The 15385-nt window shown below is 64.4% G+C and carries 11 protein-coding genes; 9 read left to right on the top strand and 2 right to left on the bottom strand.

Annotation, left to right across the window (positions count from 1 at the left end; all coding sequences use genetic code 11):
* The first annotated feature begins 48 nt into the window (after positions 1 to 48).
* The 9 genes from AB8E48_RS00105 to mutM all read left to right on the top strand — a co-directional run bounded on the left by AB8E48_RS00105 (position 49) and on the right by mutM (position 10907).
* Positions 49 to 1413 (top strand): thiamine-monophosphate kinase, encoded by a 1365-nt coding sequence (locus AB8E48_RS00105; RefSeq protein ID WP_368885331.1) that lies wholly within the window; start codon positions 49 to 51, stop codon positions 1411 to 1413.
* Between the two features lie 195 nt (positions 1414 to 1608).
* The gene (locus AB8E48_RS00100) at positions 1609 to 2901 is read left to right on the top strand and encodes a Dak phosphatase (RefSeq protein ID WP_368885330.1); all 1293 of its coding nucleotides are present in this window, start codon (positions 1609 to 1611) and stop codon (positions 2899 to 2901) included.
* The gene (locus AB8E48_RS00095; protein WP_368885329.1) at positions 2898 to 6638 is read left to right on the top strand and encodes an ATP-dependent DNA helicase RecG; all 3741 of its coding nucleotides are present in this window, start codon (positions 2898 to 2900) and stop codon (positions 6636 to 6638) included. Before AB8E48_RS00100 ends, AB8E48_RS00095 begins: the two co-directional genes overlap by 4 nt.
* Positions 6639 to 6747: 109 nt before the next feature.
* Positions 6748 to 7389 carry a 16S rRNA (guanine(966)-N(2))-methyltransferase RsmD gene (gene rsmD, locus AB8E48_RS00090; RefSeq protein WP_368885328.1) on the top strand — a complete coding sequence of 214 codons (642 nt, stop codon included), beginning with the start codon at positions 6748 to 6750 and terminating at the stop codon, positions 7387 to 7389.
* Between the two features lie 106 nt (positions 7390 to 7495).
* A complete protein-coding gene (coaD, locus tag AB8E48_RS00085) occupies positions 7496 to 7972 on the top strand; it encodes a pantetheine-phosphate adenylyltransferase (protein ID WP_368867123.1) in 477 nt (158 codons plus the stop codon).
* Positions 7973 to 8218: 246 nt separating this feature from the next.
* Complete coding sequence (locus AB8E48_RS00080; RefSeq protein WP_049337938.1) at positions 8219 to 8827, top strand: YceD family protein; 609 nt, start codon at positions 8219 to 8221, stop codon at positions 8825 to 8827.
* A gap of 30 nt (positions 8828 to 8857) precedes the next feature.
* Positions 8858 to 9061, top strand: a complete 204-nt coding sequence (gene rpmF / locus AB8E48_RS00075) for a 50S ribosomal protein L32 (RefSeq protein WP_005505656.1) — start codon at positions 8858 to 8860, stop codon at positions 9059 to 9061.
* A 16-nt stretch (positions 9062 to 9077) separates the two neighbouring features.
* Entirely contained in the window at positions 9078 to 9767 is a 690-nt protein-coding gene (gene rnc / locus AB8E48_RS00070) for a ribonuclease III (RefSeq protein WP_070690551.1), read from the top strand.
* 75 nt (positions 9768 to 9842) lie between these two features.
* A complete protein-coding gene (gene mutM, locus AB8E48_RS00065) occupies positions 9843 to 10907 on the top strand; it encodes a bifunctional DNA-formamidopyrimidine glycosylase/DNA-(apurinic or apyrimidinic site) lyase (RefSeq protein ID WP_070690556.1) in 1065 nt (354 codons plus the stop codon).
* A gap of 131 nt (positions 10908 to 11038) precedes the next feature.
* On the opposite strand, the gene AB8E48_RS00060 is transcribed toward mutM, so the two are convergent.
* On the bottom strand, positions 11039 to 12280 hold the full coding sequence (locus tag AB8E48_RS00060) for an NAD-dependent epimerase/dehydratase family protein (RefSeq protein WP_368885402.1): 1242 nt from the start codon (positions 12278 to 12280) through the stop codon (positions 11039 to 11041).
* A 33-nt stretch (positions 12281 to 12313) separates the two neighbouring features.
* Positions 12314 to 15304 carry an alpha/beta fold hydrolase gene (locus tag AB8E48_RS00055; protein WP_368885327.1) on the bottom strand — a complete coding sequence of 997 codons (2991 nt, stop codon included), beginning with the start codon at positions 15302 to 15304 and terminating at the stop codon, positions 12314 to 12316.
* Positions 15305 to 15385: the final 81 nt, after the last annotated feature.

The raw sequence follows: 15385 nt of genomic DNA, 5'->3' as shown, positions 1-15385 counted from the left end.
ATAGAGGATGTGAATCCTCAGACTTTTAGCGAAACGCGGGACAACCCCATGCGAGAGACTCCTCTCTCGAAGCTGGGCGAGTCCCGCGTTCTGCGCGCTTTTATGCCGATTATTAACGCCCACAACGAGCAGGTTGCCGCAGTGGCACGCCAGGCGGGGCATATCGAACCCCTCGACGTGGGTCCCGGTGACGACTGTGCCGTCCTCGCCGCGCCCGCGCCCGGTCAGCGTACCGTAGTCACCACCGACACTCTCGTTGAAGACCAGGACTTTATGAACCTCTGGCCCGGCGGTATCGCCCAGGTGACTGAGGGCGGTGAGTTTATTCTGGAACCCGCGCGCAGCAGCGGCTACGATGTGGGGCGCAAAGCCGCGACCCAGAACCTTGCAGACGTTGCCGCCATGGGTGCGAGCCCGGCAAGCCTTTTCATCTCCCTGAGCCTGCCCGGTAGCACCCCTTACGGCTGGATTGACGGCTTCGCCCACGGCATTGTGGACGGAATCAACGCCTGCGGAGCCACCGAATGCGTGATTGGCGGCGGCGATATTGGCGACTCCACCGAAATGTCGGTGACCGTCACCGCCCTCGGCTACACTGATTGCGCCGTGCTGCGCTCCGGTGCGCGCCCCGGCGACACCATCGCCCTGGCTGGTCGTACCGCCTGGTCTGATGCCGGTCTGCGCCTGCTGCTCAACCCGCTCTCTCTACCCGCCACGGCACTGTTGCGTGCCATTGCCGCAGGTCAGGATGTAGAAGTAGCTCTGGATGCGGTGGGTCAGGCGTGGGCTGAGAAGCAGGCTGAAAAGCATACCGAAAAGCAGGGCGAGGGCTCGGCTGCTCTTCCCGAGGGGCTTATCGAGCTCACCCGCTCCCTCAGCCCCGAAGACGCCGCACAGATGCTTGCAGTCTGCGAGCGCGCCGTCGACTCGCAGCACCACCCGGTCAGCCCCATCCCCGCCGGTGAAGTGGCACGCCAGCATCAGGCGAGCTCCATGCTGGACCTCTCCGACGGGCTCGTGAAGGACGCAGGGCGAGTTGCCGCCGCCTCCGGGGTGCAGATGCGCCTCGACCGCGCCGCCGTGGATGCGTTCGCCGAGCCGCTGTTGCCCCTGGCGCGCCTGCTGCTGGTCATTGGTGAGCGCAACGAGGTGGGGGAGAGCCCCGCATCCCTGGCGCGTACCTTCGTGCTGGTTGGCGGAGAGGACCACGGCCTGCTGGCGACTTTCCCCGGTGAGGTGCCCGAAGAATTCGTGCCCCTGGGCGCCTGTGTTGCGGACGCCCCGGAGCGCGGTCTGAGCGCTGAGCTCTACGGTTCCGAGCGTCGCCACGACACGGTGACTGGCGCCGCGGTGGTGATGGACGGTCGTTCCCTGGATGGCATGGGCTGGGAGCACTACGGGGCTTCCGCGTAGAAGCCTGATCGGATGCCGCGGGGTGTTTTAGCCGGCATTTTCAGCTGGCGGGATAGACGACGGGCAATACCGTACATTTAACCGAAATTACCTAGAATAGAAGTACGAAACAGGTTAGATTCAGCCCGTGCTGCGGGCAGTGCAGAGCGCCGAGAACTAGCCGAGAACCACGTGAAACTGAAGCAAGGAGGTAGCGTGAACGCAGAACAGAACCAGCGCACCGAAGAGCACGAGATTTACCGCCGCGCCTGCGTGCGCGCCTACCGCTTCGGCGTAGCGTGGTCCACCGCCGCCCGCACCACCATCGAATGCTACCGCGAGGCGCTCAACGAGCTCAACGGGTTCCCCGTGCCCGATAAGGACACCGGCTCCAATATCGCCCACACCCTGCTGACCCTGACCGAGGAGTTTGAGCGGGGCATGGAGCAGGTTCTGCCCGCTAGCGAAATTTCTGGTGGGGAGGGCGCCTACGCACCCGAGGCGGCGGGCGCCTCCGAAGAGGAAACCCTCGCCCATCTGTGGGTTCAGCTCGGTGATATTTACGAGCACGCGATTATGCGTGCATCCCGCGTGGCGCGCGGCAACTCCGGTACCCTGCTTTGCGCCTGGGCGCTGGAGGCGGTGCGCAGCTACTGGTTCCTGCCCGGCAATCTCTCCCAGGAACTTGGCGAGGCGGCTGCCGAGTTGCCGCTCGTGCGCGCCCTGGAGGCAGACTACGAAGCCGTGATTGCTGGCGGCTCCCTGCCTAAGCATCGCGAAGTGAAGCTGGAGTACGCCCACGCGGAGGCGCGCGCAATGGCGTTCGCGGCTGAGCGTATTCGCGCCAGCGTGGGGGAGCAGATGGTGCCCTCCACAATGCTGTCGGTCATGGTGGAGCTCGCCCGCCTGGACGCACACTATGATTCATCGCAGGACGCAGAAGCTGCTGACGAGACGCTGAAAGAGCGTCGACGTGCGCTGATGCGTGCCGCCCTGGAACGTACCGCGCAGTTCCCGCCCTCACCCGAGCTTGCCGGTTTCGTGGATGCCGGCGCGCTCGGCTTCTACCTTGCCGTGGTGCACTCCAACCCGCGTTGGGAGGGCGCGACCCTGAACGAGGCGCAGGTGGAGTCCATGCTGCGTGCACCCTCTGCAGTAGGTGCGGCGCGGGCGGGGTCTGAACCTGTCGAGCATGTAGAAGGTGAGCACGCAGAAGGTGAGCATGCAGAACAGGCGGGGCAGAGCGGCTGGGAGCTCATGGGTACCCTGACCTGTGAGCCCCTCGCCCTGGCACAATTGCGTCCCGAACTTGAAGCCATGGGTGACAGCCTGCTCATTACACCCCTGGACATGGCGGCTGGGCTTTGGGCACTGCACGTGCACGTGCCCGAGATTGAGCCCGCCCGTGCGCTAATTATGGGTTACGGACAGTGGGCGGATGAGCGTATTTCCTCCCTGGCGGATGGTCACCACGCCGACCATGCGTGTGGTGCGGAGGGTGGCGCATGAGCCCCGCCCGACATTCCGTAAACCCGCAACAGGAAGCCCTGGACCTGGGGCTTCCCGAGCCTGCACCCGCCAAGACTGCCCCGGTCAAAGCTGCGCCCACCAAGACTGCACCGGCAAAGACTAAGCCTGCTAAGGCTGAGGTAGAGCAGTCTGAGGCAGTGCAGGCTGAGGTAGCGCAGCGCGAACCCGTAGCCTCAACGGCTGTCGAGCCTGCCCGTGCTCAGCAGTGGAAAAAAGATGCGCCGCTACTGAGCGATGAGCAGCTCCGCACCACCGCCGAGCTGACCGTGCGCGATCTTGCCGCCTACGCCCGAGGCGAGGTGAGCCGCGCCGAGTTGAGCGAACGCGCTGCACAGCGCGCCAGTGCACCCTACCGTAAGGCGCTCAAGGCCCTCAAGCATTCGCTGGGCCCCGCCGCGCACACCATGACCGACGACGCTCTCTACGAGCTGGTCGATATTGCGTTGGCGGCGCGGCAGGCAACTCAGCCGGATTTAAAACAGCCGGAAGTACATCAGCCGGGGGAACCTGCCCGGAAAGCACCCGCCCGGAAGAAGCCAACTCAGAAGAAAACAGTTCAGAAGGAACCGGCTCAGAAGGAACCTGTTCAGAAGGAACCGAGCCCGCAGGAGAGCGAAACTGCCGCGCGGGCTACTTCGGCGCGCCCGCAAAAGGTAACGAAGGCAAGCGAAAAGGGCGAGCAGAAGCCCGCGCTGAAGAAGAACGCGCCAAAGAAGATCGAGCCCGAGGCAGAAACTGAAAAGTCCGCGACCAAGAAGGCCGTAGCGAAGAAGACCGCTCCCGCAGAGAAAGCGCCTGCCGCTCAACCCGCTACCGCCGAGAAGACTCCGGCAAAGCCGAAAACCACTGCGCAGAAAAACCCAGCACAGAAGAGCCCTGCGAAGAAAGCGTCCGCGAAGAAGACAGCTACTAAGCAAGCTACTACTCAGAAAGCTGCGGCTGAGAAGCCCGCATCAGCCGCCGCGGAGGCTAAGAGCCGTGCCCTGGCGCGCTACGCCTCCGAAGACCGCATCGAAAATGCGCCGCTCAAAAAGTACCTGCCCGCACCCAGCGCCAAGGCAATCGCCACGCACCTGGACCTGCACACCGTCGGGGAGATGCTCGAATACTTCCCGCGCAAATACCTGCCGCGCGGTGAGCTCAGCTCCTTCGCCGAACTCGTTGAGGGCCAGGACGTCACCATCATTGCCCGCGTGGTGCACGTGAGCACCCGCACCATGGCGGCACGCCGCGGCAAAATCACGGAAGTGACCATCACCGACCGGCTCTCCGACGCCACCGGGCAGGACGCACCCGCAGGTTTTGGGGCTGCCGGTTTTGGTGCCACTGGTTTTGGGGCTGACGGTCCTGTATCCGTGGTGCCCGGGCGCGCTAACCGCCCCGGCGCATCCAGCGTATCCGGCGCATCCGGTGCATCCGGTGCATCCGGTGCGCCCGCGCAGAACTGGCAAGCAACCGGGATGCACAACCCGCGCATCAACGCGCTCGCTAACTCCACGCACAACCCTGCCGCCCAGATTCCCAGCGCTCAGATTCCCAGCGCCCAGAACCCGGCACAGGGCGGGGGAGCGCAACCCGCCTCCTACAGCGGCTACGCAGATAGCTACGGGCAGGGTGGCTTCGCACAGGATAGTTTTGCGCAGGGAGGCCTCTTTGGCGTGCCCGCACCCAGCATGACGAATCCCGGTGCGCTCATTGGCTCGCAGATGAAGCTCTCCTTCTTCAACGCCTGGACCGCCGCCCGCGAAATCCGCGAGGGCGAAACCATGATGTTCTCGGGCAGGGTCGGCATCTACCGCGGCGAATACACGCTCACCAACCCGCACTACGCCCTGCTCTCGAAGGACGCCTCCGGCGCGGACGTCACCGACGCCGCCACCGCCCCCGTGCCCGTCTACCGCGCCCCCGTGAAGCTGCCCACCGACCGCATCAGCGGCTACATGGTGCAGCTGCTCGAAAAGGTGCCGCTCAAAGAACTTGAAGACCCGGTACCCTACACGATTCGTCGCGCCCGAAAGGTGCCGTCGCTGGAGTGGACGTACCGCGCCCTGCACACCCCCGACTCGGAGGACACGTGGCGTGCCGCGCAGGCGCAGATGCGTTACCGCGAGGCGTTCGTGCTGCAGAGCGCGCTCGCCCGCCTGCATTCGGTGCGTGCCGCGCACCTGACCCAGCCGCGCCCCGCGGTGGAGGGTGGCCTCGCCGATCAGCTGCTGAAGGTTCTGCCCTACGAGCTGACTGAGGGGCAGCAGAAGGTGGGCGCTGAGATTGCCGCCGACTTGTCGAGTGAATCGCCCATGAACCGCCTACTGCAGGGTGACGTGGGTTCCGGTAAGACCGTGGTGGCTTTGCGCGCCATGCTGCAGGTTGCCGACGCGGGCGGCCAGTCCGCGATGCTCGCCCCGACCGAGGTGCTCGCCGAGCAGCATTTGCGTTCGGTGCTGGACATCCTGGGGGATATGGCGGCACCCGAAGATGCTGACGGTTCTGCTGAGGGAACTCTCGCGGGGAGCGGGGAAGAATCCGGTCGTGTGCGCGTGTGCCTGCTGACCGCCTCCATGGGTACTCGTGCTAAGCGCCAGGTACTGCAGGAGCTTGCCGACGGCACCGCCCAGATCGTGATTGGTACCCACGCCCTGCTCTCCGACGAGGTGAGCTTCCACGACCTGGGCCTGGTCGTCGTGGACGAGCAGCACCGCTTCGGCGTGGAACAGCGCGACGGCCTGCGCGGCACCGACGGCGCCCTGCCGCACCGCCTGGTCATGACCGCAACGCCCATTCCGCGTACCGTCGCCATGACCGTGTTCGGTGACCTGGACGTGTCCGTGCTGGACACCCTGCCCGCCGGTCGACAGAAAATCTCGACCCACGTGGTGCCCCTCGCCGAGAAGCCCGCCTGGGCATCCCGGCTGTGGAGGCGCGCCCGCGAAGAAATCGATGCGGGCCACCAGGTGTATGTTGTCGTACCCAAAATTGGGGAGGACGGCGACGGCATGGAGGAGGGCGCGGCGTTCTTTGGCGCATCCAGCCTGAACGGTGCGGGCAGTACTGCGCAGGGCTATTTCGGTCAGGGCGGTAGCGCCAGCAGCGACGGCAAGGTTCAGCTGACCTCGGTCGCCTCCATGTACTCCTACCTGAGCGCGGAGGATGCCCTCGTCGGCGTGCGTATCGGCACCCTGCACGGCCGCATGGACCCGGCGGAGAAGACCGCCGTCATGACCGCTTTCGAGCGCGGAGAGATTGACCTGCTCATCAGCACCACCGTCATTGAGGTGGGCGTGAACGTCCCGAACGCCACGCTCATGATCATCATGGATGCCGACCGTTTCGGCATCTCGGGCCTGCACCAGCTGCGCGGTCGTGTGGGCCGCGGCGGCTACGCGGGCACCTGCCTGCTCGTCACCCGCCAGGAGGAGGGCGGCGTGTCCCGCGAGCGTCTGGATGCGGTCGCCTCCACCACGGACGGCTTTGAGCTTTCCCGCATCGACCTGGCTCAGCGCCGTGAGGGTGATATTCTGGGTGCTGCACAATCGGGCTCGAAGAGCACCCTGCGGTTCTTGCGGGCGCTCGCCGATGCCGACATTATTGAGCGTGCCCGCGAGGATGCCCGCTCGGTGGTGGAGAAGGACCCGACGCTGGCTAAGCATCCGTCTTTGGCGCGTACGATTGATCGTGCCCTGGACGCTGACCGTGAGGCGTTCCTCGGCAGGGGATAAACGCCCAACGGGGCAGAACGCCCTGCCCGCCCCGCCCACCAATCTGCCTTGCCCACCACTCGCTGAAACCGTGACGTCAACACACCGCACTAGTTAAGAGGAGAGACCTATGAGCCGTATTATTTCCGGTGCCGCCGGAGGCGTTCGCCTTGCCTCGGTTCCGGGGGATAATACTCGCCCCACCACCGACCGGGTGAAGGAATCCCTCTTCTCGAAGCTGGAGAGCTACGACATTATTCGTGGCGCCCGCGTGCTGGACGCCTTTGGCGGCTCGGGCGCGCTGGGCTGCGAGGCGCTCTCGCGCGGTGCCGCCTCCGTGACGCTACTGGACACGTACCCGAAGGCTGTTGCGGTGATTCGCAAGAACGTTGCCGCGGTGGAGAAAGCAATGGGTCGCACCGGCACCGGCTCTGCGGCGCGCGTGCAGCAGTCTCAGGCGCTGACCTACGTGAAGTCCGCCTCCGGTCCGTGGGACCTGGTGTTTGTTGACCCGCCCTACGCCATGCCGAACGAGCAGGTCAGCGAGCTGCTGGAGGCGCTCACCCCCAAGCTCGCCGAGGGTGCCGTGGTCGTGGTGGAGCGTTCTTCGCGCGATGCGGAGCCGGTGTGGGGCGAGGGCCTGTACTGTTTTTCGACCCGTCAGCACGGCGAGACGGTTCTCTACTATGTGGAGCCTGACGAGGTGGAGGAGCAGGCGGGCGACGAGTTCGGCAATGAGTCCGGCGAGGACGCAGAAGAGCTCGCCGCCTGACCTTTCCGCCTCAGCCTGCGCTCGCCCGCATGCCGCTAATCCGCATCCTAAATTCGCCCGCATCTACTCATTCCAACGTCTGATATTTATTCGTGAAGGGACCGTCATGATTGCCCTCTGCCCCGGATCTTTTGACCCCGTGCACCACGGCCACCTGGAAATCATTGCCCGCGCCGCTCAGCTCTTTGACGAGGTGATTGTGGGCGTGGCGCACAATAGCTCCAAGAAATACCGTTTCTCCCTGGAGGAGCGCGTGCAACTGGTGCGTGAGTCTCTGCAGGAGCTCGGCATTGAGGGCGTGAGCGTGGAGCCGATTCCGCCGGGCGTGCTGCTTGCCGAGTACGCGGCGGAGCGTGGCGCGAAGGTGCTGGTGAAGGGTCTGCGTTCGGCGACGGACTACAGTTATGAGGCTCCGATGGCGAGCATGAACCGCCACCTGGCGCAGGTTGAGACGGTGTTCTTGGCGGGTGAGGACCGCTACGGTGCGGTGTCGTCCACGATTATTCGTGAGGTGGCGTCGCTGGGTGGTGACGTGACCCCCTTCGTGCCGGAGTCGGTCGCCCGCGCGCTGAAAAACCCCTAGAAAAGCGCCTAGGAAAACGCCTCATCAACCCAGGCGCACACCACCTTGTGCGCACCCATCCGACACGCCCGACATGCCCACCGGCAGGGCCCCGGCAGAATAACTCGCACCGCCAACCGGGTGCTTAACTATCTCTGCAGTACCCCCGACCGTCCGATTAAAAGCCGCGCGGCGCCTCCTTAAGGGGATATTTAAGAGGTGAGCGCCACTTAAAGAGATTTAAAAGGCGCTTAATCTTGATTAACGGTGCGAATGACCCCTAAAATGGGACTTTGGTTTATACATTTCGTAAGGAGAAACGCCATTTCACGTGCAGACGCATCGCCGCTGGTGGTATCGGTTACTAACCTGATTCACCGCCCCGGCACCATGGAAACTCTCGCTGAGGTCCTGCCCGCACCGGCAGACCTGGGTAACACGCTCATCGGCGTGGAAGAGGGTTCGGATATTGACCTCGATATTCGTATGGAGTCTGTTGTTGATGGTATCCTAGTTACCGGCTCCGTCGTTGTGGATGTACACGGCGAGTGTAGCCTCTGCTTGGATCCGATTGATTACGAGATGTCGGCCAATATTCAAGAGCTTTTCGTCTTTGAGAAGGCCCCGGCTGGCGGCCCCGAAGACGAAGTAGATGAGCAGTACGCCGTTGAGGATGATTCCATCGACCTTGAACCGGCTCTGCGGGACGCAGTAATCCTTCAACTGCCGTTCCAGCCTGTTTGTAGGGACACCTGCCAGGGTCTGTGCGCCGATTGCGGTGCGCGCCTGGAGGATGACCCCGGGCATCATCACGAGGTGTTGGATCCGCGCTGGTCGGCCCTGCAGGGCCTGCTCGGTGCAGATACCGAAAACTAAATTGTTGTTACTAGAGATTGTGAGATAGCTGTGGCTGTTCCCAAGCGCAAGATGTCCCGCGCTAACACCCGCGCACGCCGTTCCCAGTGGAAGGCATCCGTGCCCCAGCTGGTTAAGACCGTTGAAAACGGTCGCGTGACCTACAGCCTGCCCCACCAGGCAAAGGTTGTAACCGACGCTGCAGGCAACGCCCTGTTCCTGGAGTACAAGGGCCGTAAGGTTGCAGACGCCTAAGAAGCGGTGAATCCTTATGACTGAATTTCCTAGTGTTGATACTAGGGAGTTGCGTAAACGTCTCGGAGTCGATATCGACGCCGAGACGTTTTTGCTATCCCTAACCCACCGCTCCTACGCCTTCGAGAATCCCGGAGTGGAGCATAATGAGCGCCTGGAGTTCCTGGGCGATTCGGTGCTTTCCCTGGCGATCGCTGAAGAAGTGTACCGACGCTACCCTGACCTGCCCGAGGGTGAGCTCGTGAAGCTGCACCACGTGGTGGTGTCGACTGTGGCGTTGGCGAAGGTGGCACGCGACCTGGATCTGGGTAGGTACATCCTGCTCGGTAAGGGCGAGATTCACACCGGCGGCGCCGATAAGGACTCGATCCTTGCCGACACCATGGAAGCGATTTTTGGCCTGACCTACCTGGAGTGCGGTCGCGAGGCGGCTCGTGACCTGGTGCTGCGCCTGATTGCGCCGCTGCTCGACGACGAGAAGGTCCTGAACTCTGGACGCGACTGGAAAACCGAGCTGCTGAACCTCGCCACCGCCCGCGGCTGGGGAGACGTGCGCTACGAGGTCACCGGCGAGGGCCCCGACCACGCGCGCGTGTACACTGCGGTCGCTATTGTGGCGAACCAGCAGGCCGGTACCGGTGTGGGTCCGAGCAAGAAGGAGGCGGAGCGCCTTGCCGCTGAGCAGGCGTACCGCATCCTGGTTTAGGCTCAATCAAGCATCCTGCAGGTCTGTTAGCTCTGCGGGCTCTTGATTCTGCAGCCCCGCTGATTGGAGGGAACCATGCCCGAACTGCCCGAGGTGGAAACCGTTCGCGCAGGTCTAGCCGACCATTCGTTGGGTCGGCCCGTGCAGGCGGTGCGCGTGGTCGATGCCCGTTCGCTACGTAGACACCTGCCCGGTCCCGCCCACTTTGAGGCGGCACTCACCGGAAGGGCGCTGCGCGGCGCCTACCGCCGCGGCAAGTATCTGTGGCTGACCCTGAGCGAGGCGGACGGCACGCTTGCCGACGAGGCGCTCGTGGTGCATCTGGGCATGAGCGGTCAGCTGCTCGTCCGCGATGAGCCGGGCAGCGAATCTGGCAATGAATTGGATGGTGACTCGGGTAATGATGCGGAGGCTCGCGCGGCCTTTGACGAACAGCCGCGGCACCTGCGCGTGGCGCTCGAGCTAGGACCGGCGGGAGCTACCCGTGGCGCGGCGAGCACCAGTCGGGAGAGCACCGGGCAGCGGTTGCTCTTCGTGGACCAGCGCATCTTCGGCGGTATGTTCCTCAGCCCGCTGGTACCGGACGTACCCGCGGCGGTTGCAGCGAATAAAGCAGCGCCGGGTGAGATGGCGCCGGGTGAAGTACCGGAGCGTTTTCTAGTGCCGGAGGCGGTCAAACATATTGCCCGCGACCCGCTGGACGAATTCTTCGACCCCGCGGCGGTGCGCCGCAAGTTCCTGCGCACCTCCAGCGGCATTAAGAAGGTGCTGCTGGACCAGTCGGTCATCTCCGGCGTGGGCAATATCTACGCCGACGAGGCGCTGTGGCGTGCGCGGTTGCACTACGCGAAGCCCGCACGCACCCTCAGCGCCGCGCAAACCCGCGAACTGCTGGAGGCGGTCACGCAGGTACTGCGCGAGTCCCTGGCGGCGGGCGGCACAAGCTTCGACGCCCTGTACGTGAACGTGCTGGGGGAGTCTGGCTACTTCGAGCGCTCGCTGAACGCCTACGGCCGTGCCGGGGAGCCCTGCCACCGTTGCGCGGAGGCGGGCCGCACCTCCCTGATCGTGCGCGAGCCGTTCCAGAACCGCTCATCCTACCGTTGCCCGCACTGCCAGCGGGCCCCACGCTCTCGATAGGCACAAACTCACGCTAGTTATGCATATGACGGCGTAGCTACGTTCCTCCCATGGGGGATGTAGCTACGCCGTCATTCGTTTACAGCTGGGTTGAGAAAGGGGCTGGGGGAACCGACCCAAAAAGAAGCGACTTAGCGGCTGTACCTATCCCCGTAGAACAGGCCCAGACGCTCGTAACCCTCCTCAATCGACACGGCGGGCTCCCACTGCAGAAGCTCGCGAGTGCGGCGCTGATCAAACCAGTGCGCGGTCGACAGCTGCTCGGCGAGGAACTCCGTCATCGGCGGCTCATCACCGGCAGTCACGTTCTTCGGCAGACGCTCCCAGACGCGCTCAATGACCTTACCCGCCAGAGCCGCAACCTTCGCCGGAACCGAGAAACGCGGGGCGGGAACGCCCACCGCCTCACAGAAACCACCCAGTAGTTCAGCGATAGTGCGCGGCTGACCGTTCGTCACCACCAGCGCCCGGCCCGCAAAAGCGTCGAGGCGCTGATAGCCGCGCACCACGGCATCCGCGGCGTTATCAATGTAGAGCGTATCAATCAGACCCGTACCACCAGAGAGCAGCGGCAGGCGGCCCGCGGCGGAACGCTCCAGAATGCGCTCGACCAGCTGGGTATCGCCCGGACCCCACATCAGGTGAGGACGCAACGCACCCACGCGCAAAACCCCGCTACCGGGCAGGGCAGTGCCGTTCGCCTCCAGCGCCAAAAGCTCAGCGGCAGCCTTCGAACGCGCATAGTTACCGCGCGCATGCTCCGGGGACGCCACGCCGGCACCATCACCCACAATCGCCGCACCGGCATGAGCCACCGACGGCGAGGAAATGTACAGGAAAGAACCCACCGAATGGTTCAGCGCCGCCTGCAACAGGGTGCGGGTGCCCTTAATATTGATGCGCTCATAATCAGCCCACTCGCCGCTAACCGAAACCTTCGCCGCGGCATGCACCACGCCGTTCACGCCGGTCATCGCCAGATCCACAGCCTGCGCGTTCGTAATATCGCCGCGCACCTGCTCAAAACGGGGGCGAATCGAATCGGGCAGAAGCGCCGCAATACCCGAATCACCACGCTGAAAAACGCGCACATCATAGCCGGCACGCAACAACGCCAGAACGCTCTCACGACCCAGCAGACCGCTCGCACCGGTAAAGAGGATGCGCTCGCCAATACGCGGCGCGAAATCGGGCTCCTCAACCGGGCGCAACGAACGAGGGGCGGGGTCGGTGTAGCGTGCCGCCAGCGGCTGCGCCGGCTTGCGGAACCGCGCCGTCGGGGAGGTCACCGCATGCGAAGTTGACAGGCGGGACGCAGACAAGCGGGGTGCGGACTCGTGGGAAGAGGACTCACGCGAAGAATGAGGGGACATCATACTCCTTAGACTTAGAGATCCGGCAGGCGCTTACGCCCCCGCAAGGACCTTCGACGCCCACTCACCCAGGGCGGGGCGGTCAATCTTCGAATTGTGGCGAATATCGGTCGGATGCTCGTGCACCACCAGCACTGCAGCAAGCTCCACGCCGGTATCTTCGGCGACCTTCTGACGCACCAGCTGGGACAGCTCGAAGGGGGCCACACCCTCCGCAATGGGGAAGCGGCCGGGCACGCGATCGAGCAGGGCACGCTTGAACGCGGATGCGGACTGGCGCGCCTCCAACGCGGCAGTATTTGCGGAAGCCTCAATGACCAGAACCGGAGCGGCGGTTCCGGCGGGGCCCACCGCGACCAGGGCGGCGCGGCGCACCTCCGGCAGGGACTCGGCGGACTGCTCAGCCGCAACCGGGGTCAGCACACCCTGCGAAGTCAGCAGCACGTGCGCGAGGCGGCCCTCAACCCACAGGCGACCCGAAGCGTCCAGGTGCCCGACGTCACCGGTGTGATGCCAACCCGGAGTGCTAATGGACTGCTCCTCAGTCACCCACAGGGTATCGTAGCGGTCCTTCACATGGGGCGCCGACACCAGAATCTCACCGGTCACACCCGGCTCATGGGTCAGCTCATCCGCCACCGAACCGTCCTGCAGTAGCGGCGCAATAGCCACCGCCGCACCGTACACCGCAAAACCAACGCACACGCCGTCACGGGCGAACGGGTCAAGCACCTCACCGGCAGCATTCGGGGTGCCCTCAGCAATCGCCTGGCGAATCATCTCGAAAGACACATCGGTCACCGGCAGACCCTCGGTCATACCGTAGGGGGTGTGCAGGGATGCGTTCGGCACCAGCGCGGAGAGCGCCTCCAGCAGCGGCACGGGAATCGGCGCGCCAGCGCTCAGCACGGTCTGAACCTTAGCCAACGCCGCACGCTGCTCAGCGTTCAGCTCATCGGCGGTCGCCACCACATTCACCAGGGCGGCGGGGGAAGCAAACACGACCGACGCATCAATAGCCGCCGCGGCCGACGCCAAAGCAGACGCCGTCAGAGTCTTCGGGCGGGTCACATCCATGGTCGGGGTCACGCTGGTAGCACCCAGCGCCGGGCCCAACAGCGCAAACGGCGCGAAGCCAGCCACCAGGCCGCTACCGGGCGCAAAACCGTACGTATTCGCAATAGCGTCGCGCATACCCGCCAGCTGACGCTGCGTGTACACCACACCCTTAGCCGGGCCGGTCGAACCGGAGGTGTACAGCACCGCCGCATCAGCATCCGGCACGGGGGAGGGGAACTCCACCACGGTCGGGGTGGGCACCGGCGCGCCCGGAGTACCGTCAGCGGCGGGCGCGGTAAACACCGAACCGGCAACGCCTAACAGCTTCTCCTGCACCGAACCCAGCGGCTCCACAGAAATACGCACACCCGGCCACAGCAGGGTACGGGCGGCACTGAGCGCGGCGGGAATACCCACCAGGAAGCTCGGGTTAGCGCCCTTCAATGCGCGAGTCAGACCCGGAATACCCAGACCGGTATCAGCCACCACAATGACAGCGCCCAGCTTCATGCAGGCGTAAATCAGGGTGGTCAGGCGGGCACCCGGAGGCACCATCAGGTTCACGCGGTCGCCCGGACGCACACCCAGGGCGTGTAGGCGGGTCGCGGCGGCGTTGACCTGCTGGTTCAGCTCAGCCCAGGTCAGGGTCACGGACACGGAGGTGCCGTCACCCTTGGGGTCCATGTCCACCACGGCGGTGGAGGCGTCATTGGCGCGTTCGGTGAGGGCTGCGAGCATGGGGCGGAACGCCGCGGGAACAGCGCCCTCAGCGGTAGCGCCCTCGCCGGCAGTAAGACCGTGGCGGCGCGCGCGGGCGGCACGATGCTCCGCCTCCGCATTACGCGCCGGAACCAGCATGCCGTCCTCCAGCGTGCCGAAAGTCTGCGCAAGCCACGAAATCATGGGGGAGGCAATATCGTAATCCTCAATGACCAGGTGCGAGGCCTTCTCGTAGCGGTGCACCTTCGCCTGCGGCATGCGCTCCATCAGGTCGAACAGGTAGCGGCGCTGGAACACCGGGTCCTTCGTACCCCACTGGAAGAAGGCGGGCACGTCCAGGCCACGGATCTGCTCGGCAATACGCTGCATCGGCGTATAAGAAGGAATATCGGTGCCGGTCGGAATATCGCCCACAAAATTACGCACACCCTCACGCCACGCTGAATGAGCGTACGGCGCACGGTAGGTGCGGTAAATCGCCTCGTTCAGAGGGCTCGGGTACAGGCGCTTGGGCTGCTGACCCACCGGCTGCGGCAGGGCACCATCAAGCGCCCCGGCACCGGCAGAACCCGGTGCGGGCAGGCGGCCTTCATTCTGAGCCAGACCCAGGGTCACATCAATAAACGCGGTCGAATCGTGAGTACCCCATTCGTGCACACCCAACGCCAGGCGCAGGGCGGCAGGGATATTCTCAATGCCGTCATGGTAGACCGCGGTGTTCGTCAGCATCACGCCCGAAAGAATCTCACGATGCTCCAGCGCCCAACCAAAGGACACCAGCCCACCCCAGTCATGGGCGAGGGTCACGAGCGGCTTATCGGTCTCATCCAGACCGAGCGCCTTCGTGAAGTCCCCCAGGTCAGCGATACGGTCGGTCAGGGTGCGGCGCTCACCCTCCAAATCCAGGTGGGTGCGCTCCGAATAACCCATATCAATCTGATCAACCGCAACCACACGCCATGGGGCGCGCTCATTCACGCCCGCATCCAGCACGGTACGCCACAGGTACGACCAGGTCGGGTTACCGTGCACGCACAGGATCGTGCCAATCGGTTCCAAACCCTGCTCGACCAGCACCGGAAGGTTATCCAGGTAGTGCCAGCGGCGCGCGCCAGCCTGCTGCGCCCGCTGCTCAATGGGGGCGGAGGTGGGCACCTCCAGAAGGTGGGAGTAGCGCGGGTTCACGCCCGCCCATTCCTCCGGGTTATACGGGGGCTGAGCCTTAGGGAAGTTCAAATGGCGCATGCTGGGAATCCTTCCGGATCGAATCGGTGAATGTCTACCGCAAAAGCTAACGGGTTACCGGCTAAAGGTTGCTGGATACCG

The organism is Rothia mucilaginosa, from assembly GCF_964211445.1.
Taxonomy (GTDB): Bacteria; Actinomycetota; Actinomycetes; order Actinomycetales; family Micrococcaceae; genus Rothia; species Rothia mucilaginosa_E.
This window is presented reverse-complemented; position numbering and strand designations above follow the sequence as displayed.